This window comes from Embleya sp. NPDC056575, assembly GCF_042793325.1.
Taxonomy (GTDB): Bacteria; Actinomycetota; Actinomycetes; order Streptomycetales; family Streptomycetaceae; genus Embleya.
In genome coordinates this window covers 29,692-52,002 of the sequence record NZ_JBHTVA010000015.1, presented here as the reverse complement: position 1 = coordinate 52,002, position 22,311 = coordinate 29,692, and the positions used below count along the sequence as shown (strand labels likewise).

Sequence of the window (22,311 nt, the reverse complement as noted above, 5' to 3'; positions counted from 1 at the left end):
CGGGGTCGGGGCCGTCTTCAGGGGCGGGCGGATCCCGCTCCGGCCTGGGCGGCGAGGGCCGCGCCGAGGGCGGCGGCGGCCTCGTCCGACAGGGGACGGTGGGCCAGCAGGAAGCGGTACCAGAACAGTCCGTACATCTGATCCACGATCAGGTCGAGGTCGGCGTCGGGCGCGAGCTCGTCGGGGTGCCCGGCCAGCAGCGCGCGCAGCGCGTCCCGGCGGGTCTCGGTGAAGGTGCGGACCAGGTCGGCGGCATGCGGATCGCGCGCCGCCTCGCGGACCAACGAGCGCAGTACGGCGGCCGTCGACTCGGCCCGGGCACCGCGGAACGTGGCGGTGACGAAGGACGTCAGATCGGCGCGCAGCGTCTCGCCCCGGGGCGGTGACACGACATCGCCCGCCAGGCCGATCAGGGCTTCGAGCAGGACCGCGCCCTTCGAGGGCCACCAGCGGTAGATCGTCTGCTTCCCGACGCCGGCCGCGCGCGCGATGGTGTCGATCGTCACGGGCGCGCCGCCCGACTCGGCGAGCAGGACGAGCACGGCGTCCAGGATGGCGCGGCGGGCGTCCTCGTTGCGGCGCCTACCGGTGTGCGCGCGGCGCGGGATGTCGTCGTCGGGGTTCGTCATGGGATCAGCATAGCCGCTTGACGAGACCGACGGTCTCGGTAATGCTTTGTCGAGACGGAAGGTCTCGGTAAGCGGGAGTCCTCCCGTCGTCCGCATCGGGTCGTACGAAGAGAAGGCAAGGCACCGTCATGGCTCTGTCCCGTTCCCTGCATGGTCAGCGCGCCGTCGTCATGGGCGGCACCTCCGGAATCGGCGAGGCGACCGCGGCCCTGCTGGCCGCCGACGGCGCGGAGGTCGTGGTCACCGGACGCGACCGGGCGCGGCTCGACGCCGCCGTCGAGCGCATCGGCGGCAAGACCACCGGATACCGGCTCGACGGCGCGGATCAGGCCGAGGTGGCCGAGTTCTTCGCGGCGTCGGGCCGGCCGATCGACCACCTGGTCCTGGCGCTGAGCGGCGCCGCCGGCAGCGGCCCGATCGCCGGTCTGGACCCGGAGCAGTTGGCGGCCGGCTTCGCGGGCAAGTTCTGGCCGTTCGTGCGGATCGTCCAGGCGGCGCTGCCCAGGCTGGCCGCGCACGCCTCGGTGACGTTCGTGACCGCGGCCTCGGCGCGGGCGGCCTTCCCCGGTACCGCCGGACTGGCCGCGATCAACGGCGCGTTGGCGGCGATGGTGCCGCCGCTGGCGGTCGAACTCGCGCCGATCCGGGTCAACGCGGTCTCGCCGGGCGTGATCGACACCCCGTGGTGGGACACGATCCCCAGCGAAGCCCGCACCGAACTCTTCACCGGGATCGCCGCCGCGACCCCGGTCGGCCGGGTCGGCCACGCCGACGAAGTGGCCGATGTGATCCGGATGCTCGTGGGCAACGGCTTCATGACGGGCACGGTGATCGACTGCACCGGGGGCGCGAACCTGGCCACCGGCCGGTGAGCACCGACGCGCCGGCCACCGGTGGCCGGCCCGTCACGGCGGCCGGCCGCCCGAGTCCGGCGCCGAGCGCACGGCGTGTCTACGATCACGACCGTGACTACCGCCCTGATTCTCATCGATCTCATGCCGCGCATCGTCGCGTTGCCGGTGGCACCGCACTCCGGCGAGGACGTACTCGCCCGCTGCCGCCGGTTGGCCGACGTCTTCCGGGCCGACAAGAACCCGGTGGTCCTGGTGCGGGTGGACCGACCCGGCGTCGTCGAGCAGCCACCCGGAAGCGACTTCGCGGAGGGGCTGGTCCGCCCCGGCGACGTGACGATCGTCAAGCACACCGTCGGCGCGTTCCACGGGACCGATCTGGACGCGCGGTTGCGGGCGCGCGGTGTGGAACGGCTGGTGTTGGCGGGCCTGGTCACCACCATGGGTGTGGAGTCCACGGCCCGGGCCGCCGACGACCACGGCTACGAGGTCGAGTTCGTGGCCGACGCGATGTCCGGATTCGCGGCGGACGAGCACGACTTCACCGTCGAGCGCATCTTTCCGCGCTTCGGGACGGTGCGAACCGCGGCCTCGTATGGCTGATTTCGAATGTCCTCGCGCGGTGTGATTCAGGAAATGAATCGTGCTGTCGACAAATAGGGATCGCATTCGAAGCGGCGCGGAAAAGGAGTTCGCGCGACGACGAAGGCCCCGCCGGTGTACCGGCGGGGCCTTCGTCGTCGGAACGGGTCACCTTGCGACGGGACCCGGTTCAATCGCCTTGCGTGGTGGTGCGATCGCCTCGGTGGAGCGTCACACCTCGTGACGGCCGCGGCGGCGGTTCAGGTAGAGCGCGCCTCCACCGGCCAGCAGCAGGCCGGCGGCCACGCCCGTGATGAGGACGACATCGGAGTCGTCGCCACCGGTGTTGGCCAGGTCCTTGCGGCTGCCCGCCGGGGCGACCGGGAGCCAGGGCACCTCGATCGGCGGGTTGTCCGTGCCGGGCTCCACGATCGGCTTGGTGGGTGCCTGGCTGCCGCTCGGGCTCGCGCTGCCCACCGGGGCGGACGAGGAGGTCGCCGGTGTGCCCGTGGTGGCGGGCGCGCCCGTGGTGGCCGGCGCCGACGTGCTCGGCGGGATGGTCGGCGTGACCGGGGGAGCCGAAGTGGTCGCCGGGGCGGAAGTGGTCGCCGGGGCCGAGGTGTTCGACGTCGGCGGGGCCGTCGTGGTGGGCGGCTTCGTGGTGGCGGGCGGCGTGGTCGCCACCGGCGGCGTCGTGCTCGCGGGAGCCGTCGGCGGCGTCGTGGTCGGCGGGACCGTCGGGGTCTCGACGCAGTCGAGCCGGCCCGTGTAGGTCTGCGCGTAGCCGCCCGGACCGGTCACGGTGATGGTGTAGTTCGTGTCCTCGGCGACCTTGACGAACTGCGTCCTGGTCGAGTTCGGCGGAACGGTCACCTTCTCGCCGTTGAGCTTGAAGTCGGCGGGGCCGTCACCGGTGTTGTTCAGCGTGACGGTGACCCCGCCCTGGACGCAGTCCTCCTTGTACGCCGACGAGGGGACCGGAACCGGCTGGTGGCTCCACTTGACCTGGGCCGCGGCACTGACCGAGAACGGCTGCGAACCGGCCGCGATCAGGGTCTGCGAGTGCTTGCGGTCCTTGGCCAGGAACACCCGGCCGATGTTGACGCCGGCCTTGGTCGAGGCCGAGATCCGGGCCTCGCCCGGGTTCTGGCTCTTCGGCACCTTGACGTACATCTCGGTGCCGTTGCCGGCGGTGCCGAGCGGGTTGCCGTCCTTGCCGACCAGCGAGACGCCGGCGGGGACGGTGCCGTCGAGCTTGACCGCGACCGGCTCGGTCGAGGTGGTCTTGACGGTGACCGGACCCACGCCGGGCGTGTCGCCGTCCTTGCCGCTGGTCGTGGTCGGCGCCAGTTCGAGGGAGGCCCCGGGCTCGGCCGCCTCGCCCTTGTTGGCGTCGCCCGTCAGGTACTTGTACAGCGTCACGACGTCCTGGCCGTTGCCCGAATCGGACAGGTTCACGCCGTTGCTGTAGTGCCAGATCGCGGCCTGGGTGGCCTCGACGGCCTCCTGCGCGTCGAGCTTGCGGCCCTTCTTGTCCGGCAGGCCGGCGGCCTTGGCGAGCGCGTCGAGGTCGTTGATCTTCGGGTACGAGTGGTTCAGCACCCAGTTGATCTTCGCGACCTTGGCGGTGTCCTTGAGCCAGGAGTCGGCCCACGCCCCTTCGCGGTAGTCGACACCCTGGCGGACGGTCGTCTCCAGGTCGATGCAGTACACGAGGACCTGCGGAGCGTTGCGCCCCTCGGCGCTCAGCACCATCAACTCGGTCTGCTGCTTCCACCAGTAGCCGGCCAGGGCGACCTCGCCCTCGGTGCGGTCGACGTGCCCACGGAATTGCAGCGCGGCCGTGTCCGCCCGCGCGACGGGCGCGAACCCGACGAGCGCGACGGCCGCCAGACCGGCGACGGCACACGCCGACGCCGCGCGGGATATACCCCGCTGTGCCACGAACATGAAAAGACGACTCCCTCACGAAAAAGCGGCCCCCGCAGCCCGGGCCTGTTCACCGGGCTCCCCACCCCTGGGCCACCGCACGCAAGAATCGTGGCGACGGCATGTTTAGTCAATTCGAGACGGGGGAATTCCGGCGTCGAATTGTGGCCGGTTCGACGGCCGAACAGGAGCGCACCGGAACAGTGTTGGGCTTTCTCCGGATTTATGCCCGAGTCGGTGTGCGGAGGGTGATCGGCACGTCGCTCGGACGCTTCGCGGAAGTCGCCAAGAGCGTGCATACCGACCGTGGGCGATCCGTATACCATCCGTGAACCATCCGGACCCGATCGATCGTCGATCGATCCGGACCGGATGGCCGGTCGGTCCGGCTCGCCGTCGGCGCCGCTCCGCCCCAACAGCCGGACGTCGGCTCGGAGTCGCGGCCCGGACTTTCTATGCTTGCCGCGTGACCGACCCCAATGACCTCGATGTCCCACCGGCGTTCTCGCCGTCCGCAGCCGCCTCCGCACGGGGGGTGATGGCGCTAACCTGCGAGCGTGTGGCCGCGACATTGGCTTCGTACGAGCTGCGGGTGATGCCATCGACCGTGGCCCAGTGGGAAGCCGGTACGGAACGCCCGAACGAAGCCGAACTGCTCGCCCTCGCCAAGTCCTTGGTCGTGCCCGTGAGCCGACTGATGGGCGGCCGGCCGACCAACCTCCAGGACCACCGGATCGCGGCCGGCCTCACCCGTGCCGAACTCGCCAACCGGGTGCGGATGCGGGAGGTGGGCTATACCCGGCTCGAACGGGCGAACAAGTGGCGGGCCGACGAGGAGCGCACCGGATTCCTGGTCCGCGCGCTCGGCCTGTCCATGCAGGACCTGGCCGAAGTATCGGGCGTGGGACCGGAGTTGGAGAACCTGCTGGCCGAGGCCGTGGTCGGCCGGTGGAAGACGCAACTGCCCGACATCACCCGGCTGATCGGGATGCGCCGCAAGCGCATCGGCGAGGTGCTCGAGGTGCTGAGTTCGGTCTTCCCCGAGGGCATGGACGTGGCCGACGTGCCGCGGGCCGCCGTGGTGGAGCGATTCTGGGGCCTGCTCGGCGACCCGGTCGCCGACCCGGGCGCGCCCGGGGTCTGGTTGCTCCAGGGCCGCTTCGCCTAGAACCCGCCCGGTGTGCCGGTGCCTCGGGACGGGTGTCCCGGGGCACCGGCACCGGTATCGCCGCCGCTACACCGGCACGCTGACCAGCGTGCCCCCGTCGGACGTGCGTACGTCGAAGCGGGCCAGATCGTCCTTCGTGGTCCAGGTCCCGGTCTGCAGCACCAGCGGGGCCTCCGAGCCCGGGACGCCGTAGCCCTTCGGCGGCACCATCCAGGAGGAGATCTGCTGCTCCTTCCCCGCCTTGTCCACCGCGACCAGCGAACACTTCAACGGGCCGCGGACGTTGCGCAGTTCGAGCGCCAGGTTGGTGCCCCACGCCTTGCTCTCCAGGGCGATCCGCGCGGCGGCGCCGCCGTTCGGCCCGGTCGCGCTCACCACCTGCCCGTTCGCGGCGATCACCGCCATCGGGTCGCCCGGCACCGCCCGCGTCGCGGTGGAGGAGTCGTCCTTGAACCAGGTCCGCCCGGTCAGTACGCCGGCGCCCAGGCCGATCACCAGCAGCGCCGCGCACGCGGCCACCAACGGCGCGCGCCGCGGCGCCCGGCGGGCCGCCCGGCGCGCGGCGAGTTCGTCCACGGGAGCCGAGTGCGCCGAGGGGGCCGAGTCGGCCGAGGAGTCCGAGCGCGTCGAGCCGGCCGGGGGAGCCGGAGCGGCCACCCGCAGCGTCGGCGGTTGCGGAGCCGCCGCCGGCGGGGGTACGGCCGACCCGATCGGCTCGGGTTCACCCCTCGCCTCCGGCAGCTCGTACACCCCTTCGTCGCGCAGCTCGGTCAGCAGCGTGGCCATGCCGGAGAAATCCGCCAGCTCGTCCAGGCAGCGGTCGCACGTGGTCAGGTGCTCCTCGAACGCCTCCCGGTCGGCCGGTTCCAGCAGTCCGAGGGCATACGCGCCGACATCCGCGTGTTCGGGTTGGACGCTCATGACGACACCCCCCTCTCCTCCAGGACGACCCGCAGGGCGCGCAGCGCGTAGTACACGCGCGACTTCGCCGTACCGGCCGGGATGCCGAGTACGTCGGCCGCCTGATTGACAGTACGGTCGCGGAAGAAGGTTTCGATCAAAATTTCCCGGTGCGATGTGGAAAGCGCGTCCAGCGCGTCGCCGACCACGACCGAACGCAGCAGGCGGTCGACCTCGTCGCCGGTGGGCAGCGTGGCCAGCGGCTCGTCGCCGACCTCCGGCGGGCGGGCCGATCGGGCCCGCTGTTCGTCGATGACCAGGCGGCGGGCCACGGTGACCAGCCACGGCAGCAGCGGAGCGGCGGGATCCAGCTTCTCCCGATTGCGCCAGGCGCGGACGAGCACCTCCTGCACGCTGTCCTCCGCCCGCTGGCGGTCGCCGCCGTTCAACCGCGAGACGACCGCGAGCAGCGGTCGGGAATACTCGCGGTAGAGCATCGCGACGAACCTGGTCTCCTCGTCGCCACCCGGCGGGTCGTCGGCACCCGGCGGGCCCGACCCCGGTGTGTCCACATCGGACATCCGCGACGGCCTCCTCACCCCGTAGTCGGGATCCGAGTCCCCGGAACCGCACTCACCGTCCCCGGAACTGGCAATACCCTAGGGGAACCGGGAGCCCGCCTCGGCCCGGCGCCGGGATGGCAACGCGGTATCGGGGTCCGCCGCGACGGTGCCGGCGCGTGGCCCGAGGGCCCGCCTCGTCGACGAGATCGGGGCATTTCGGGTGGCCCGGCCGGCACCGTTTCGACAACCGGTCGATCAGCGACGCAGTTCCAGCGTGCAGCACTTGGTGTTGCCGCCGGCCTTCAGCAGTTCGGTCAGGTCGATCCCCTGGGGGATGTAGCCGCGCTCGCGCAACTGCGGGCCGAGGAGCGGGACGGCGCGCTCGGGCAGCAGTACGTGCCGGCCGTCGGAGAGCGCGTTGAGCCCGAAGGTGGCGGCGGCGGCCTCGTCGGCCAGGATCGCGTCCGGGAAGCGCTCGGCCAGGGCGCGGCGGCCGGCCTCGTCGAACGCCTCCGGGTAGTACATGATCTCGTCGGGGCCGAGCACGGACAGCGCGGTGTCCAGGTGGTAGAACCTCGGGTCGACCAGGGTCAGGCCGAGCACGGGCACGCCGAAGAACTCGCGGGCCTCGTCGTGCGCCCGCGGATCGCTGCGGAAGCCGCTGCCGGCCAGCAGTTGCCCGCCGACCAGGAGGAAGTCGCCCTCGCCCTCGTTGATGTACTCGGCCTGGTGGACCTCGGCCCAGCCGTCGGCGCGGAACCAGTCGAGGTAGGCGGCGGACTCCTCGACGCGCTGCGGGTGGCGGAACCGGGCCACCAGCACCCGGCCGTCCACGACGGTGGCGCCGTTCGCCGAGAACACCATGTCGGGCAGTCCGGGCACCGGTTCGATCAGCGCCACCTCGTGCCCGAGCGCGACATAGGCGTCGTGCAGGCGTTTCCACTGGGCCAGACCGGTGTCCGCCGACGTGGGCACACTCGGGTCCATCCACGGATTGATCGAATAGGTGACGTCGAAGTAGGTCGGCCGGCACATGAGATAGCGGCGCGGTCCAACTGTTCGGTTGTCATATGTGGGTCGTTCGATCTCTGACTGGGGCACGTTGATTCCCTTGTTCTCCGTGATTGTGTCCGGGGGATGAAATCAATGCCGAATTCGGCGGTGTGCGACACCGGAGGAAAACACGGTGTGCGCCCGATGATGCGGGCATACCGGAAAAGAGCGGGATTGCCGCCGATCGAAACTAGCACGAGGTCCGACCGATATCCGTCCCGTTGACAGGACAGCCGCCGTTTCGGTCGGCGCGACGCCGTGAAGGCGCTCCACGACGGGTCGCGCCGGAGATCGACAATCGCGCATTCCGGCGGACTCGCGGCCGTATTTCGCACCGAAGCGAGCGTCGCCGCCCCGAAGCGGTGGGGGTGGGGGTGCCGGGCCGGCGGGTCATGCGAAGACGCCCCCTGAGCCAACCGGCACGGGCGGGGTCGGGTGGTCGAACCCCACCCGGCGCCACCGCCGGCCCCAGGGCCGATCGGCACGCCGGCCCCCCTTGCCCTCCCGTGCTCGCTCCCGCACGCGACGCGCCCCACGCCCCGGGAGCTCCTTCGAGGCCGTCGCGGCACTTCTTCTCGTCCGGTCACACCCCGCCGCGACCCCGATGCCCCGCGTGTTCGCCGGCCGGATCGCGCCGCCGGCGCGGCGCCGCTCGGGGCTTCGACCTGGTGTTCGAAAAAACCATCCGGATGGGTGATCGGATGTCTCGCGTGCGTCCCATCGTTAATATCCGAGGGTAGTGCGTTAGGAAGGCGTCAATACGCATGAGTAGCCGAGTGGGGAGCGGTTCATTTCGTCTATAGTGACCGCCCCGCGAAGGCGGTCGAAGTGAACGATCGAGTACGCCGGAGCCGCACCTGCGGCCAACCGATTGCCTTTCCTGCGGGTTGGGTTGCGGGACGATCCGGTTGGTCGATTCATTCCCGCCGTCGGCGAAATGCCGATGAACACCAACCAAACAGTTGCGTAGTCAATCCGTCGCGAACTGTTGGTGGTTGGTTCCTTGATTTCCGGGACTTGCTGAGATCTACTCGGGTAGGCCCGAAGAGCACCACTCTGAATGTGGATCTTCGGGAGTCGGCGGGGGTGTGCCGCCGACAGCCGCAACGCCAACGGGGATCTGTAAAGAGGCGAACGGGGCAAACCGTTGATGCACGCATTCGTACACATGTCGACCAGGTCCGGCCCTGACACCGCGCACTCTGCGTGGTGTAGCCGCATGCTTCCGGAAGTCGTGTCGCCGATCACCCGGGTGGGGGTGATCCGTAGGCGACCGGCGACACCGGGGCCCGCGGCGGGCCGATGGTCCACTGAATGCAGATCGGATATCGGGCACACCCCGTAGCAGAACTCCCTGGGGCAACGCACTGCGCAAACAGCGGTTATGGCCTGCGCACTATTTGCTTGTTCGAGCATGCACGCACATGGAGGCATGGTGGCGAACCAGACGAGAGTTCACGAACGTGAGAGCGAGGCACAGCTGCACTCGGGGCCGGGAGTGGTCGCCCGCCCGCGAAGAGCTGTCAGGGAACACCCGCCGCATTGCGGACGATTGCTCACCACAAAGGTGGGTCTGCAAATCCCGGCCGACATGACCTTCGAGGACTGGGAGCAAGCCGGGCGTAAGCTCTCGGGAATCCTTGATTCCTCGTCGTGGTGGCTCGGCGACTGGTTGGTATACGGAAAAGATCACTATACCGACCTGTATCAGCGAGGGATACGCGCAGCGGGGTTAAGCTACCAGACGCTCCGGAATTATGCGTGGGTCTCCAGGAGGTTCGACTTCGATCGTCGGCGATCCGCGCTCAGTTTCCAGCACCATGCCGAGCTGGCCTCGTTGCCGATCGGTGAACAGGAACTGTGGCTGGATCGCGCGGAACAGATGAAGTGGACCACCAAGCAGCTGCGCAACGCTATCCGCGACGCGCGAGCGGACGAGGGGCGCGACGGCCGGCAGATCGAGGCGACCCGTCGTCTCGCGGTGCCCGGTGATCGTATCCAGTGGTGGCACAAGGCCGCCGAGCATTCGGGGATCGACTTCGAGCAGTGGGTGCTCGCGACCCTCGACAACGCCGCCGAGCGGGCGCTCGAGGACGCCATCGAGGTCGCGTTGGAGGACGTACAGGGGGGTGTGCCGCAGGAGGCCGGCGTCGGCGTCTGATCGATCCGGACGCAGGTCGGCGGGCGGGGACGGACGGGGCGGGCGGGGGCGGCCCGAAGGCCGGTACGCCCCGCCCGACTTCTTGCTCCGGTGGGCCGAAGGGCCCGTGCTCCGGGTCGAGCACGGGCCCCGTCGGTGTGTCGGGTCACGGTCGGGGCAGGCGGCTCATCAACTCGGCCGTGGCGCGATGCCGCGTGCACCCGCGCTCGTCGAACGAGCGCCGCACCCGGTCCCGCACCTCGCCGGGTTGTTCCTGGCTGAGCTTGAACATGCCGTCGGCCCGGGTCACCCGGATCCGGAAGGCGCCCACGCCGGCCACGATGCTGCGGAAGTACTCGACCGATTCGGTCATGTCCCATCCGGTGCCGTGCTCGCTCTCGAAGGCTCGGACGGTGGACCGCACCACGCCCAGCGTCTCGTCCAGTGAATCGATTTTCTCCACCGTGCCGCGCAGATGAACCGAGGTGAAGTTCCAGGTCGGCGCGGCCGGGGTGATCTCGTACACGGTCGGCGAGACGTACGCGTGCGGTCCGGTGAAGGTGATCAGCACGGTGCAGCCGTCGGTCAGCGCCCGCCAATGCGGATTCGCCCGGTTCATGTGTCCGAGCAACGTGACACCGACCAGGTCGTCGCTCCATTCGGTGTGTCGCTCGGGGTCGAGGATCACCGGCAGGTGGGTGGCGAAAGGCCCGTCCTCGGGGCTGCCGTTCAGTGCCACGAGCGCCAACGGATTACTGCGGATCAGCTCGACCATCCACGAACCGTCCGGTTCGCGATACTGCCGGGGAACGAACATCCGGAACTCACCCTTTCGGTGACCTGGTGCAGGGCGCGGCTCCATCAAGACGGAGCCGGAGTCCTTGGTATGGATACGAGCGGGGTGCCGCCGGGGCGGGGGTGTTGTCCCGTCGGCAGGACGGCGTACTCCGCTGCATTGCGACCGAGCCCTTGAAAGGTGTGCCCGGCCCCTCTAAGTTGAAGCTGCGGTGCTTCCCGGCGCAATACCGAATGCGTTTCTCCCGGATCTCCGGTCGAGAGATGCGAGAACAGCCGACAACGTTTGACGAAGTTTTCCGCTGAATTCCAGGACGCCCGACCAGGGTCCCTTCCCGGTTTCCGTGACCGACCCGTCGAAGTTACCGAAGTCCCTGTCGCCGCCACGCTAGCGAGAGAGTATTCTATGGGTACTTTTGCACATGAAATCTACGACGTGGCGGGCATTGGATTCGGGCCCTCCAATTTGTCCCTCGCCATCGCCCTGGAGGAGTACGGGGGCGCCGGTGGAGACGGGCTCCCGGACGGACCCGGGGCGATATTCTTCGAGCGGCAGCGTGCGTTCGGCTGGCATCGCAATATGTTGCTGCCGACCGCGACCATGCAGATCTCGTTCATGAAGGACCTGGCCACGTTCCGGAATCCGGTGTCGCGGTTCAGCTTCGTGTCGTATCTGCACGAAGTGGGCCGGCTCACGCAGTTCGTCAACAATCAGGACTTCTTCCCGACCCGCCAGGAGTTCCACCAGTACCTGGAGTGGGCGCAGGCGAGCTTCACCGACCGGGTGCACTACGGCTCGGAGGTGACCGCGATCCGGCTGCCGGCGGGTGTCGACCCGGCCGAGGCCGAGCATCTGCGCCTGGAGATCCGCGACGGCTCCGGGAGCCACACGGTCGACGCGCGCAACGTGGCCATCTCCACCGGCCTGGTGCCGCGCCTGCCCGACGGCATCCAGGCCGACGAACGGGTCTGGCACAGCTCGGAGTTCCTGGACAAGTACAGCCGGACCGACCCGACCGGGCTGCGCACCGTGGCGGTGGTCGGCGCGGGCCAGAGCGCGGCCGAGATCACCCGGTTCCTCTACGACGAACTCCCGCACGCCCGGGTCTACTCGATCATCCCGTCGTACGGCTATTGCGTGGCCGACGACACCCCGTTCGCGAACCAGGTGTTCGACCCGAGCGCGGTCGACGCGTACTACTTCGGGACCGACCACACCCGCGAGGCGTTCTGGCGGTACCACCGAAACACCAACTATTCGGTGGTCGACGCCGAGGTGATCCGCGACCTGTACCGCCGCTCGTACGACGAGGAGGTGCGTGGGGCCGAGCGGTTGCACTTCCTCAACCTGACCCGGGTCGACGAGGTCAAGCGGGCGGGCGACGAGACGCGCGTGTCACTGGTGTCGCTGCTCGACGACGAATCGCGCGAACTGGACGTGGACGCGATCGTGTTCGCCACCGGCTACGAGGCGATGGAACCGAGCCGTCTGCTGGGCGAGTTGGACCGGTACTGCCTGCGCGACGAGGCGGGGCGGCATCGGGTGGGCCGCGACTACCGACTGGTCACCTCGCCCGAACTGCGCTGCGGCATCTATCTCCAAGGCGGTACGGAGCACACCCACGGGCTGACCTCCTCGCTCCTGTCCAATCTCGCCATCCGCAGCGGCGAGATCGCCGAGTCGATCCTCGGCCGCCGCCCGGCGGAGGCCCTGCACGGCTGACGTCACCGACACGAGCCGCTACTTCCCCGCGGGCAGGCGATCCACGACCTCGCCCGCGGGGGGTGCGACGGGCACGCACGAGCGTTCGCTGCGGGTGATCCTCGCGTTTTGCGGACGGGTGCCCTCGGAGCGGACGACGACGGGATACGGCTTGCCGTACGCCCGCACATACACCGTGCGCGACCGCCGCCGACCCTGCGCGTCCCCCTCCCCGTCGACCCGGGTGAGGGGGATCAGCGTACGTCCGTCGATGGTGACCGGTTCGCCCTTGGTGTAGCCGTCGGCGCCGGGTGCGAAGACCACGCCGACCGTGTCCAGCGGATTGGTCGGGTCGTAGGCGAGCATCGCGTAACGATCGGTGTACGTCCGCCTGTTCGCGGCGGTGTCCGGCAGGCTCGTGCCGGCCCACTCCCAGAACTCGGCGCCGGCCTTGAGGTAGGACTTCCCGCCGACCACGATCGCCTCGCCCGGGCGCCCGTTCATCTCGAACGTGCCCCGGTAGTCCCGGCCTTCGCGCACACACAGGTCGAAGTCGACGCGCCTGGTGGAGGTGAGCACCTGGTCGCCGACGATGCGGATGTCGTCGGCGCCGCGGAGCAGGCTCGCCGACTCGCGGACCAGCTCCCGCGCGTCCCGGTCGACGTTGGACTCCAGCGCGTCACCGACACCGGCGCAACCGGCGAGCGCGGCGCAGCAGAGGACGATCGCCGTGGCGGTCACGGCCATTCGGGATGTGTACACGACGTTCCTTGCCTGCGGACCCGGGAATGCGACGGGTAAGTATCGCGGGTCGGATTCGGTCGGGCGCGAGCGGCCCGTCCGCATCGTCGTTCGCCGCGCGCACGCGGGTCCGTGCGGTGTCGCGAGGGTCAGGGCTTGATGCCGACGGCGCCGTAGCCCCAGACGTTCTCGACCTCGTCCAGCGGGTGTTCGGGCTCCCCGTCCGGGTTCCAGTGGGTACGCAATCCGGGTTCGACCAGGTCGAATCCGGCGAACATGGCGCGGATCTCGTCGTAGGGGCGCATGGTCATCTCGGCCGAGGCGTTCTTCCAGCCCTCGGCGCCCTTGCGGCCCTGGTTCGGGTTGGCGTCGAAGGAGGCGTGCGAGAGCAGCAGCATGCTTCCGGAGGGCAGCGCGTCGCGGAGTCGGGCGACGATGTCGTGCGGTTTCTCGTCGTCCCGGATGAAGTGCAGGATCGCCACCAGCATCAGCGCCACCGGCCGGTCGAAGTCGATGACCTCCAGCACCTCCGGCGCGGACAGGATGTCCTCGGGCGCGCGCAGGTCGGCCTGGGTGAACGTGGTCCGGCCCGGATCCGCGTCGGTCATCAGCGCCCGGCCGTGCACGAGCACGATCGGGTCGTTGTCCACGTAGGCCACCCGGGCGTCCGGGGCGATCTCGTGGGCCACTTCGTGGGTGTTGCCCGAGGTGGGGATCCCGGTGCCGATGTCCAGGAACTGGCGGATGCCCCGGCGGGCCGCGTAGCGCACGGCGCGGCGCAGGAAGAGCCGGTTGAGCCGGAGGCTGACCGCCAGGTCGGGGATCGTCGCGACGATGGCGTCGGCGGTGGCTCGATCGACCGCGAAATTGTTCTTGCCGCCGAGAAGGTAGTCGTAGATCCGGGCGGTATGCGGAACGGTCGTGTCGATCCGGGTGGGCAGTCCGCTCTCGATCTCGTCGAGTCGCGGCAACCGCCAAGCGTTCTCGTCGCCTTCGCCCGCGTGCCCCGCCGATATGGATGTCACGCCGCCTGCCTCCGCACCACAGATTCCGTACGTGCGCCGAGCGTACCGGGGACGTCCACGGTACGGGTCGACGGGCAACCGCTGTCGAGGAACCGGGACATACCCGAGGCCGGTCGGCAACCGACCGTGTGCCGGGTGAGTACGATCGGTACCGGCGGTCGGCCCCCGTGGCGCGGACCGCCGGCACCGGCGTGTACCGGCGCTACGCCGGGGTGCCCTCGTCGACCCAGCGGGCGAAGACGTCCACCCGGTCGGCGGGCCAGGCGCCGTCGCAGGGCATGCTGCCCTGACGCAGCCGGGCCAGGATCGCCGGCGCGTGCGCGCTGACGTCGTCGTGCGACCACAGGTCGAACATGAAGCTCATCGACTTGCGGTCCATCTCCCGGAACAGCGGCTTGATGTGCTCGGCGAAGCCGATCGGCCGGCCCTCGGTCGGCAGGGGCGTCTCGGTCGTCTCCTCGGTCGCGGCGGGGGCCAGTGCGGAGACCCGGGCGCCGGGGGTGGCGCCGCAGACCCACCACCAGCGGGGGACGGGCATGTGGGCCGGCGGCCGGGCCCCGGGCTGGGAGTTCTCCACCGCGATGCGTGAGCCCCACTCGACGTAGGCGACGAACGCGGCGCGGAACTCGGCGTCGGTGGGCAGGCCCGCGTCGTCGGCGGCCCGGCCGATCAACTGTGTCCAGCGAGTGCGCCATTCCTCGGTCAGGGCCTTGCCGGCGTGCTCGCCCACCATGTGGTCGTAGCCGCCGTACCGCTCGGTGTACAGCCTGGGGCCGCCGAAGGTCTCGACCAGCCACGCCGCCACCCGCTCGGGGTGGTCGGGTGCCATCCGGGCGAACAGCGGGCCGAGCAGCGGGTCCTGCGGTACGTACTTGTCGTAGAAGATGTGCGTCATGCGGGTCAGCGCGGGCAGTCCGCCGGCCCATTCGTAGAGCGTGGGCTCCTCGGAGCGCGGCGGGTCGGTGAAGTTCACGTACCAGTGCATGCCGCTGCAGAACGGCTTGTTCTGCGAATGGCCGCACCGGCACAGGCTGTAGTGCTCGGTCGGAGCGCCCGGACCGCGCGGTTCCGGTTCGCCGTCGGCGCCGACCAGCGGGATCGAGCCGGTCACCCGGTACGGGCCGTCCTGCGAGACCTCGATCGCGGGGTCGCGCGGTTGCGGCGGCGGGGACTGTCCGTCGATGAGGTAGTCGAGTGCGCCGGACGGGCAGGCCCGCACGGTGCGCACGATCTCGTCCATGCGGTCGCCCGAGGGCGCCACGAACGGCTCCTCCTTTTGCCGGAAGACCGTGGAGAGCCGATCGGTGCACAGGCCCGAGTGCGCGCAGACGCCGCGGTTGTCGGTGACCGCGACGGGCGCGCCGGGGTACGTCCGCCGCTCGTCGGGCACCCGGCCGGGGTCCTTGGCGCCGGTGAACCCGTTCCGGGCGTGGCTGCCGTCGCACAGCGGCTTGGTGGTCGACTCGCCGCACCGGCACAGCGCGGTCTGCGGCAGCGCCGGGATCGGCTCGCCGAGCCGGTCGGTGACGCGCGTGGCATTGGTGACCAGGTACGGGCCGTTCGGCGCGACCAGGATCCGGGTCGGCAGACCGGTCTGGAGCGCGGCGAACTCCTCGACCAGCGCGGCCCGATCGGCCTCGTCGGCGAACAGCCAGGCCAGGTGTTGCAGCGCGGCGGCGGCCTCCTGCACGCCGAGCGGCGGCTCGGGGTCGACCTCGGCGCGCAGCCGGGTGACGTCCGCGGCCAGGGTGCGCACGAGGCCGGCCGGATCCGCGTCGGCGGCCGTCGGGTCGACCGGCTCCGGCTCGACGGCGCCCCCGCCGATCTCGGCCAGTGCCTCGGCGAGCGGGCGGATCACCGTGTCCCGCAGCGGCTCGCCCGCGTCGGCGTCGGTCATCCGGCGGGTGAGCGCGTGGTCGAGGGTGTGCGCCCGGGTCAGCAGCGACCGCAAGCGGCCCGGGATCGGCGCGCCGGTCACGGGGTTCCGCCGGCGGATCGGCCCGACGGGATGATGGGACGGTTGAACACGATGATCACGCTCGCTACCCCTGTTTCTCGGTGCGTTGCCGATCAATACAATACAGGAGTGTATTGAAATGGAAAGTGCCAGCCGCGGTGCCGGTCGGGCGCGGGACAGCGCGATCGACGCCCGTATCCTGGCCGTCGCGGGACGACACCTGGCCCGGGACGGATACGCCGCGATGTCGCTCGCGGCGGTCGCCCAGGAGGCCGGCACGACCCGTCAGGCGCTGTATCGACGCTGGCCCGGCAAGGCCGAGTTGGCCGCTGCGGTGGTCACCGCGCTCGCCGAGGAGGAGCACGACGTCGGCGCCGCCGATCCGTTCGCCACGCTGGTGGCCGAACTCGCCGACTTCCAGCGCGGCGTCGGCAAACCCGGCCGGATGTCCCTGGTCGGCACGATGCTTCAGGACACCACCGACCCCGAACTGCGCGCCCGCTACCGCTCCCGGGTGATCGCCCCCCGCCGGGCGCGCCTGCTCGCCGCGCTGGAGTCGGCCCGCCGCCAGGGCCAACTCGCCTCCGACGCCGACCTGGAGGTCGCCCTCACGATGTGTACCGGCTCCTGGTACGGCCGCGAACTGGCCGGCGCGCCGGTCCCGACGAACTGGCCGTATCGCACCGCGGCGTTGCTCTGGCGCGCCCTCGGCGGCACGGTCCCGCCGGCCGACCCCGACGCGCCGTAGCGGATCGGCCCGCTCACGTCGCCGGGTCGAACGGTCGGCAACCGGCGTCCGGTTCGGCCGCGAGCCACGCGGACCGGGGCCGGGCCAGAACCCGGTCCCGCAGCCGAGCGGCGTCGACGGCGAAGGCCCGGGCCGCGGCCGGGGGTGTGTCGTATTCGCGGGACCACTCGGCGTCGGGATGACCGCCGCAGTCCGCCGGCGGCGGGCACGCGCGGCCGATCTCGACCTCGCTCACCCAGGGCGGCCCCCAGCGCAGGTCGAAGGCGCAGCGCCGGGGGAAGTACAGCGCGGCCAGGAAGCTCCGGCCGTTGGGGAGTTCGAGCCGGCCCTGCGCACTCGCGCAGTGGATCCCGTCGAAGTGTTGGCCGACGTAGTGCACCGAGCCGGGGACGCCGAGGTGTGCGCCCGTCTCGCGCAGCCGGGCGTCGGCCTCGGCGAGCGCGGCCCGGACGGTGGCCGCCTCGTCTCCGGCGACGGAGGGGAAGACCCAGGTGGGGTCGCCGAGTTCGAGGGGAGTGGGGACGAAGCGCAGGCCGGATGGCACGCCTTCGGGATCGGTGGTCATGCGCTGCCGAACCGGTGCCGGGCCGGTGCGGCCGCGGGGAACTCGATCTCGGGAATCGCGGTCACCGACCGAGCGTGCCGGGCGCGCGCGCCTTCGGGCAAGCCGATTCGCGCGGTCGGGCCCGGGGCGGACCGGAGCCCGCCGCCGGCGCGGTCAGGCGTGCGGGGCCTCCATCGCCGGGCGCAGCCTGCCCAGCAGGCCGTACAGCGCGGCGCGCTCGTCGAGGGTGAGCGCGTCGAGCGCGGCGCGCGTGGTGTGCATCTCCGCCCGGATCCGGCGGATCGTCTCGTGCCCCTCCTCGGTGGCCACCACGTTCTTGACCCGCCGGTCGGCGCGGTCGGCCTCGCGGCGGACCAGGCCGCGCGATTCGAGCCGGTCCACGATGCCGGTGACGTTGGAGGCGTCGCACGCCAGCCGATCGGCCAGTCCGCGCATCGGCAGCGGGCGGCGCAGCAGGGACAGCGTCTTGGCCTGCACGGAGGTGAGGCCGTGCCGGCTGACCACCGCGGCGAAGTCGTGGAAGTACGCGGTACCCACGGCGGCCATGGCGTCCATGATCTCGGCGGTGCTCGGCTCGGGGGTGCTCGGCTCGGGACTGCTCATGACCCCAAGGTAACGCAAAAAAGTTGAGGACTTCAACCATTGAACTTGACGTAGCAATTTCCGGGTGTCTACGGTCGATCTCGTCCAATTGCTTGAAGTCTTCAACCATCGAGGCCGACAAGCTTCTCGCTCGTAGAAAGAACACCCGTGACCCCCACCCCGCCCGACACGCGACGATCCGGTGGACCGCTGATCCTCGCCCTCGGCCTGGCCGCCATGGTCGTCGCGATGGCGCAGACCCAGGTCATCCCGATCCTGGGGCTGCTCCAGCAGGAACTGGACACCACGCCCGCCGGAGTCGGCTGGGTGACCACCGCGACGCTGCTGTCGGCGGCGGTGTTCACGCCGCTGCTCGGCCGATTCGGCGACCAGCACGGCAAGCGGCCGACCCTGATCGGCGTACTGATCGTGATGATCGCGGGCTCGGTGCTCGCGGCCGTGACGTCCTCGCTGCCGCTGCTGATCGTCGGCCGGGTCCTCCAGGGCGCGGCGACCGCGATCTTCCCGCTCGCGTTGTCGATCATCCGCGAGGAGGTGCCCGTCGAGAAGCTGCCCGGCGCGATGGCGCTGATCAGCGGCACCCTCGCGTTCGGCAGCGGCCTGTCCCTGGTGGCCACCGGGCTGCTCACGCGCGGTGACGACCCGAACTACCACCTGGTGTTCTGGTTCTCCGGGATCCTGTCCGTCGTGGCCCTGGTCGCGGTGCTGATCCGGGTGCCGGCGAGCCGGGTCAAGGCCGGCGGCCGGATCGACCTGCTCGGCGCGGCCACCCTCGGCCTGTTCCTGGTCCTGCTGCTCCTGGGCATTTCGCAGGGCCACGAGTGGGGCTGGGCGTCCGGCCGCACCATCGGCTCCTTCGTCGGCGCGGTGGTGATGGCCTTCGTGTGGGTCCGGGTCGAGCGCCGCGTCGCCGACCCGCTGGTGGACCTGCGGATGTTCGTGCACCGCCCGGTCCTGCTGACCAACCTGGCCGGTCTGTTCGTCGGCTTCGCCGCGTTCAGCCAGTTCATCGGCATCTCCTACCTGGTCCAGATGCCCGAGCCGGTGGCCGGATACGGCTTCGGCGCCTCGGTGTTGCGGGCCTCGGTGGAGTATCTGCTTCCGGGCGCGCTGATCTCGCTGCTCGCGGCGCCGCTGGGCGGTCTGCTCGTGGGCCGGATCGGCGCTCGGGCCACACTCGCGATCGGCTCGGCCGTCGGCGTGGCCGGCTTCGCCTGGCTCGCCTTCGGGCACGGCGCGTCCGCCTCGGTGATCCTCGCGGGCATGCTCACCGGTATCGCCATCTCGTTCGGCTACGCCGCGATGCCCGCGCTGATCGTGGCCGGCGTACCGCACCACCAGACCGGCATCGCGAACGGGATCAACTCCATCTCGCGCAGCGTCGGCAGCTCGATCGCCAGCGCGGTGATCACCTCGCTGCTCGCGTCCAAGTCGGTCGAGGGCCTGCCCCCGGGCCTGCCGCCGATCCCGGCGGAGAGCCGATTCACGCTCGGCTTCGTGATCGCCGGCGTGATGCTGGTCCTGGTCGTCGGAGTGGCGTTGCTCGGCCTGAAGCGGGTACCCGCCAGGGCCGAACCCGTCGCCGTGCCCCACCCGCGGGTCCAGGAGTCCGTGGACGCCTGACCGACCGCGCCCGTCCCCTCCGCCCGTGCGTCCCACCTTGGAAAGGCCACCCGAGATGACCCCCACCACCAGCCGCGAATGGCACATCCTCGCCCGCCCGACGGGTTGGCCGAAGGAGGAGGACTTCGCACTGCGCGAGGTCGAGATCCCGGAACTCGCGGACGGGCAGATCCTGGTCCGCAACCTGTTCCTGTCCGTCGACCCGGCGATGCGCGGCCGGATGAACGACGTCAAGTCGTACACCCCGCCCTTCGCGCTGAACGAGCCCATGCAGGGCGGGGCGGTGGGCCGGGTCGTCGCGTCCCGGTCGGACGCCTTCGCGGTCGGCGACAACGTGCAGCACTGGCTCGGGTGGCGCGAGTACTCGGTGGTCGAGGGCCGCGGGGCCGGGGCGGTCAAGGTCGATCCCGACCTCGCCCCGCTGTCCGCCTACCTCGGTGTGCTGGGCATGCCCGGCCTGACCGCCTGGGTGGGGCTGCTCGACATCGCGTCCTTCCGCGAGGGCGACGCGGTGTTCGTCTCCGGCGCGGCCAGCGCGGTGGGCAGCCAGGTCGGCCAGATCGCCCGGCTCAAGGGCGCTTCGCGGGTGATCGGCAGCGCGGGCTCGGCGGACAAGGTCGCCCTGCTCCGGGACGAGTACGGCTTCGACGCGGCGTTCGACTACAAGGACGGGCCGGTCGCCGAGCAGTTGGCCAAGGCCGCGCCCGAGGGCATCGACGTCTACTTCGACAACGTCGGTGGCGAGCACCTCGAGGCCGCGATCGGCGCGCTGCACACACACGGCCGGGTCGCGATGTGCGGCGCGATCTCGCAGTACAACGCCACCGAGCCGACGCCCGCGCCGCGCAACCTCGCGCTGTCGATCGGCAAGCGGCTGCGGTTGCAGGGCTTCATCGTGATCGACTCCTTCGGCCGGCGCGACGAGTTCCTGGCCGAGGTCGGCGGCTGGTTGCGGAGCGGCGAACTCAAGTATCGCGAGACGGTGGTCGAGGGGATCGAGAACAACCTGTCCGCGCTGCTCGGCATGCTGCGCGGGGAGAACACCGGGAAGATGGTCGTCGCGCTGCCGGAATGACCCGTCGGAATGACCCGTCGGAATGACCCGTCGGAGTGAGCCGCCGGAGTGAGTGGGCGGAGTGAGCGGGCGGAAGCCGGCGGCCGGAGCGACCGGCCGTGGTGATCGAACGCAGACGTGCCGAAGGGCCGCGCGTGGGGGTGGACGCGCGGCCCTTCGGGGTGGTGCGGGCCGGTGACTCACCCTCGGGGGAGGGGAGTTCGACTCAGCCCAGGAACAGGTAGTCCGCCTGGTACGGCACTTCCACCGTCGGCCGAGTGGCCGGGTCGCACGAGCCCGTCGGCGCCACGCCGCCCCTGGTGTTCAGGCGCAGTACCTGCGTGGTCGCGGACAGCAGCGCGTCCGGCTTGCCGGTTTGGGTCGCGTTCAGCACCAGCTCGGGGATGTTGCCGTCGCCGTTGGGCAGTTTGCTCGCCACCGCGCCGGTGACCGAGCTGCCGTCGGGGGCGACCCACTGCGGCGGGCCCGCCGTCGGGGTCACGAACGTGTGCTTGAGGTCGCCCTGGAGCTTGGCGGCGACGTCGAGCTGGGTGAACGCGGTGCCGCCGTCCTTGGCGGTGCACTGGTAGATCTGCTTGCCCGCGACCACCGACAGGTTCAGCGCGGGCGACTTCGGGGTGACCTTGCGGGAAAGCTGCCCGCGCACCGCGCCGCCCGGGAACTCGCCCGTGTGCAGATTGGTGTAGTAGTTCGCCGGCGTCGCGTTGATCCGCTCCACCAGCGCCGGGTCGATGCCCTCGACGGTGCCGGCCAGTCCGGTCACCGACTGAGGCAGGCCGGCCTTCGCGTCGAACAGCGGCGCGACCACCTCGCCGTTGGCCCCGGCCGCCGCCCGGTGCAGGTGGCCGAGCGTGGGCGGGGCGACGCCGGTCCAGCTGAACGACCAGTCGATGCAGTTGCCCCACGGGCGGATCGAGGTGTCGGCCCGACCGTCCGGGTCGGCGGTCTTCTTGCCCTCGGCGTTCGGCACCTCCTGCTTGCCGGTCGCCTCGGCGGGCAGCGTGCCGGTCTTGAGCACACTGTTCACGTCGGCCGCTCGGGCGAGCTTGACCAACTGCCCGCGTACCGCGCCGCCGGGGAACTCGCCGGTGTGCACGTTGAAGTACACGCTCGCCGGGTCGCTCTTGATCCGGTCGAGCAGCGCCGCGTCGGTGACCTTGACGGCGCCGGTGACCGCGGTCGCCGAGTCGGGCAGCGGCGAGGCGAAGAAGGGCACCTCGACCTCGCCGTTCTGCCCCTTGCCGCCAAGGTGCAGGTGCGCCGCGGTGGGCGCGCCGATGCCCTCCCACCGGATGCCGAAGCTCACCTGGTCGCCCTTGACCCGAACCAGCGCGGTGCCCTTGCCGTCGGGGTCGCCGACCCGCGCGTTGCCGCCGGGAACCTCGTTGGCCCCGGTCAGGCCCGCGGCGAAGAACGCCTCCTCACCGGTCGCGGGCTCGGCGGCGCCGGTCGTGGTCGGGTCGGAGGCCGGCACGGCGCCGCCGTGTTCGGCGCCGTGGACCGTACCGGGATCATTGGCGCCCTTGGCCGCGGCGGCCGAATCGGCGCGCGTGGCACCGGACTTGGTGTCCGAGGACGAGCAGCCGGCGACGGCTGACACGAGACCGGCGGCGAGGGCGAGGGTGAGGGCGGGCAGCGGATACCTGCGTGCGGACATGACGA

At 70.8% G+C, this 22,311-nt stretch carries 20 protein-coding genes; 8 read left to right on the top strand and 12 right to left on the bottom strand.

Annotated features, from left to right (window positions below; all coding sequences use genetic code 11):
• Positions 1-17: 17 nt before the first annotated feature.
• Complete coding sequence (locus ACFRCG_RS14265; protein WP_380031355.1) at positions 18-629, bottom strand: TetR/AcrR family transcriptional regulator; 612 nt, start codon at positions 627-629, stop codon at positions 18-20.
• Between the two features lie 128 nt (positions 630-757).
• On the opposite strand from ACFRCG_RS14265, the gene ACFRCG_RS14260 reads away from it, so the two are divergent.
• Both ACFRCG_RS14260 and ACFRCG_RS14255 read left to right on the top strand, forming a co-directional pair.
• Positions 758-1,501, top strand: a complete 744-nt coding sequence (locus ACFRCG_RS14260) for an SDR family oxidoreductase (RefSeq protein WP_380031353.1) — start codon at positions 758-760, stop codon at positions 1,499-1,501.
• Positions 1,502-1,594: 93 nt separating this feature from the next.
• Positions 1,595-2,083 (top strand): isochorismatase family protein, encoded by a 489-nt coding sequence (locus ACFRCG_RS14255; protein ID WP_380031350.1) that lies wholly within the window; start codon positions 1,595-1,597, stop codon positions 2,081-2,083.
• A gap of 210 nt (positions 2,084-2,293) precedes the next feature.
• Here the strand turns inward: ACFRCG_RS14255 and ACFRCG_RS14250 are convergent, their stop codons facing one another.
• Entirely contained in the window at positions 2,294-4,012 is a 1,719-nt protein-coding gene (locus ACFRCG_RS14250) for a Cys-Gln thioester bond-forming surface protein (protein WP_380031348.1), read from the bottom strand.
• A 445-nt stretch (positions 4,013-4,457) separates the two neighbouring features.
• On the opposite strand from ACFRCG_RS14250, the gene ACFRCG_RS14245 reads away from it, so the two are divergent.
• Positions 4,458-5,159, top strand: coding sequence for a helix-turn-helix domain-containing protein (locus tag ACFRCG_RS14245; protein WP_380031346.1), 702 nt, complete (start codon positions 4,458-4,460; stop codon positions 5,157-5,159).
• A gap of 66 nt (positions 5,160-5,225) precedes the next feature.
• Here ACFRCG_RS14245 and ACFRCG_RS14240 read toward each other — a convergent pair whose 3' ends face one another.
• The 3 genes from ACFRCG_RS14240 to ddaH all read right to left on the bottom strand — a co-directional run bounded on the left by ACFRCG_RS14240 (position 5,226) and on the right by ddaH (position 7,723).
• Positions 5,226-6,080, bottom strand: coding sequence for an anti-sigma factor family protein (locus tag ACFRCG_RS14240; protein WP_380031344.1), 855 nt, complete (start codon positions 6,078-6,080; stop codon positions 5,226-5,228).
• Complete coding sequence (locus ACFRCG_RS14235) at positions 6,077-6,640, bottom strand: sigma-70 family RNA polymerase sigma factor (RefSeq protein WP_126635762.1); 564 nt, start codon at positions 6,638-6,640, stop codon at positions 6,077-6,079. The genes ACFRCG_RS14240 and ACFRCG_RS14235 overlap by 4 nt, the downstream gene beginning before the upstream one ends.
• Before the next feature lie 237 nt (positions 6,641-6,877).
• Positions 6,878-7,723 carry a dimethylargininase gene (ddaH, locus tag ACFRCG_RS14230; protein WP_380031342.1) on the bottom strand — a complete coding sequence of 282 codons (846 nt, stop codon included), beginning with the start codon at positions 7,721-7,723 and terminating at the stop codon, positions 6,878-6,880.
• A 1,543-nt stretch (positions 7,724-9,266) separates the two neighbouring features.
• Here ddaH and ACFRCG_RS14225 point away from each other — a divergent pair.
• Positions 9,267-9,836 (top strand): LmbU family transcriptional regulator, encoded by a 570-nt coding sequence (locus ACFRCG_RS14225; protein WP_380031340.1) that lies wholly within the window; start codon positions 9,267-9,269, stop codon positions 9,834-9,836.
• A gap of 145 nt (positions 9,837-9,981) precedes the next feature.
• Here the strand turns inward: ACFRCG_RS14225 and ACFRCG_RS14220 are convergent, their stop codons facing one another.
• Positions 9,982-10,632, bottom strand: a complete 651-nt coding sequence (locus tag ACFRCG_RS14220) for an FMN-binding negative transcriptional regulator (protein WP_380031337.1) — start codon at positions 10,630-10,632, stop codon at positions 9,982-9,984.
• A gap of 414 nt (positions 10,633-11,046) precedes the next feature.
• On the opposite strand from ACFRCG_RS14220, the gene ACFRCG_RS14215 reads away from it, so the two are divergent.
• A complete protein-coding gene (locus ACFRCG_RS14215) occupies positions 11,047-12,333 on the top strand; it encodes a lysine N(6)-hydroxylase/L-ornithine N(5)-oxygenase family protein (protein WP_380031335.1) in 1,287 nt (428 codons plus the stop codon).
• Between the two features lie 18 nt (positions 12,334-12,351).
• On the opposite strand, the gene ACFRCG_RS14210 is transcribed toward ACFRCG_RS14215, so the two are convergent.
• The 3 genes from ACFRCG_RS14210 to ACFRCG_RS14200 all read right to left on the bottom strand — a co-directional run bounded on the left by ACFRCG_RS14210 (position 12,352) and on the right by ACFRCG_RS14200 (position 16,056).
• Positions 12,352-13,059: a hypothetical protein gene (locus ACFRCG_RS14210; protein WP_380031333.1), complete on the bottom strand. Its 708-nt coding sequence runs from the start codon at positions 13,057-13,059 to the stop codon at positions 12,352-12,354.
• 143 nt (positions 13,060-13,202) lie between these two features.
• Positions 13,203-14,078, bottom strand: coding sequence for an SAM-dependent methyltransferase (locus ACFRCG_RS14205; RefSeq protein WP_380031331.1), 876 nt, complete (start codon positions 14,076-14,078; stop codon positions 13,203-13,205).
• A gap of 202 nt (positions 14,079-14,280) precedes the next feature.
• Positions 14,281-16,056 (bottom strand): CDGSH iron-sulfur domain-containing protein, encoded by a 1,776-nt coding sequence (locus ACFRCG_RS14200; protein WP_380031329.1) that lies wholly within the window; start codon positions 16,054-16,056, stop codon positions 14,281-14,283.
• 118 nt (positions 16,057-16,174) lie between these two features.
• Here ACFRCG_RS14200 and ACFRCG_RS14195 point away from each other — a divergent pair, with 118 nt between their 5' ends.
• Positions 16,175-16,783, top strand: coding sequence for a TetR/AcrR family transcriptional regulator (locus ACFRCG_RS14195; protein WP_380031328.1), 609 nt, complete (start codon positions 16,175-16,177; stop codon positions 16,781-16,783).
• A gap of 13 nt (positions 16,784-16,796) precedes the next feature.
• Here the strand turns inward: ACFRCG_RS14195 and ACFRCG_RS14190 are convergent, their stop codons facing one another.
• Together ACFRCG_RS14190 and ACFRCG_RS14185 are read right to left on the bottom strand one after the other, a co-directional pair.
• Positions 16,797-17,348 carry a hypothetical protein gene (locus tag ACFRCG_RS14190; protein ID WP_380031326.1) on the bottom strand — a complete coding sequence of 184 codons (552 nt, stop codon included), beginning with the start codon at positions 17,346-17,348 and terminating at the stop codon, positions 16,797-16,799.
• A 153-nt stretch (positions 17,349-17,501) separates the two neighbouring features.
• A complete protein-coding gene (locus tag ACFRCG_RS14185; RefSeq protein WP_380031324.1) occupies positions 17,502-17,951 on the bottom strand; it encodes a MarR family winged helix-turn-helix transcriptional regulator in 450 nt (149 codons plus the stop codon).
• A gap of 147 nt (positions 17,952-18,098) precedes the next feature.
• On the opposite strand from ACFRCG_RS14185, the gene ACFRCG_RS14180 reads away from it, so the two are divergent.
• Both ACFRCG_RS14180 and ACFRCG_RS14175 read left to right on the top strand, forming a co-directional pair.
• Positions 18,099-19,574 carry an MFS transporter gene (locus ACFRCG_RS14180; RefSeq protein WP_380031322.1) on the top strand — a complete coding sequence of 492 codons (1,476 nt, stop codon included), beginning with the start codon at positions 18,099-18,101 and terminating at the stop codon, positions 19,572-19,574.
• A gap of 55 nt (positions 19,575-19,629) precedes the next feature.
• Complete coding sequence (locus ACFRCG_RS14175) at positions 19,630-20,649, top strand: NADP-dependent oxidoreductase (RefSeq protein WP_380031320.1); 1,020 nt, start codon at positions 19,630-19,632, stop codon at positions 20,647-20,649.
• 205 nt (positions 20,650-20,854) lie between these two features.
• Here the strand turns inward: ACFRCG_RS14175 and ACFRCG_RS14170 are convergent, their stop codons facing one another.
• Positions 20,855-22,306: a CHRD domain-containing protein gene (locus tag ACFRCG_RS14170; RefSeq protein WP_380031318.1), complete on the bottom strand. Its 1,452-nt coding sequence runs from the start codon at positions 22,304-22,306 to the stop codon at positions 20,855-20,857.
• Positions 22,307-22,311: the final 5 nt, after the last annotated feature.

What these genes read in the sequence shown, in the direction of transcription:
- ACFRCG_RS14225 (WP_380031340.1), top strand. Translation starts at nt 9,267, where the DNA reads ATGACCTTCGAGGACTGGGAGCAAGCCGGGCGTAAGCTCTCGGGAATC.
- ACFRCG_RS14195 (WP_380031328.1), top strand. Translation starts at nt 16,175, where the DNA reads ATGGAAAGTGCCAGCCGCGGTGCCGGTCGGGCGCGGGACAGCGCGATC.
- ACFRCG_RS14220 (WP_380031337.1), bottom strand. Translation starts at nt 10,632, where the DNA reads ATGTTCGTTCCCCGGCAGTATCGCGAACCGGACGGTTCGTGGATGGTC.
- ACFRCG_RS14170 (WP_380031318.1), bottom strand. Translation starts at nt 22,306, where the DNA reads ATGTCCGCACGCAGGTATCCGCTGCCCGCCCTCACCCTCGCCCTCGCC.
- ACFRCG_RS14265 (WP_380031355.1), bottom strand. Translation starts at nt 629, where the DNA reads ATGACGAACCCCGACGACGACATCCCGCGCCGCGCGCACACCGGTAGG.
- ACFRCG_RS14250 (WP_380031348.1), bottom strand. Translation starts at nt 4,012, where the DNA reads ATGTTCGTGGCACAGCGGGGTATATCCCGCGCGGCGTCGGCGTGTGCC.
- ACFRCG_RS14175 (WP_380031320.1), top strand. Translation starts at nt 19,630, where the DNA reads ATGACCCCCACCACCAGCCGCGAATGGCACATCCTCGCCCGCCCGACG.
- ACFRCG_RS14260 (WP_380031353.1), top strand. Translation starts at nt 758, where the DNA reads ATGGCTCTGTCCCGTTCCCTGCATGGTCAGCGCGCCGTCGTCATGGGC.
- ACFRCG_RS14185 (WP_380031324.1), bottom strand. Translation starts at nt 17,951, where the DNA reads ATGAGCAGTCCCGAGCCGAGCACCCCCGAGCCGAGCACCGCCGAGATC.
- ACFRCG_RS14210 (WP_380031333.1), bottom strand. Translation starts at nt 13,059, where the DNA reads ATGGCCGTGACCGCCACGGCGATCGTCCTCTGCTGCGCCGCGCTCGCC.
- ACFRCG_RS14240 (WP_380031344.1), bottom strand. Translation starts at nt 6,080, where the DNA reads ATGAGCGTCCAACCCGAACACGCGGATGTCGGCGCGTATGCCCTCGGA.
- ACFRCG_RS14235 (WP_126635762.1), bottom strand. Translation starts at nt 6,640, where the DNA reads ATGTCCGATGTGGACACACCGGGGTCGGGCCCGCCGGGTGCCGACGAC.
- ACFRCG_RS14190 (WP_380031326.1), bottom strand. Translation starts at nt 17,348, where the DNA reads ATGACCACCGATCCCGAAGGCGTGCCATCCGGCCTGCGCTTCGTCCCC.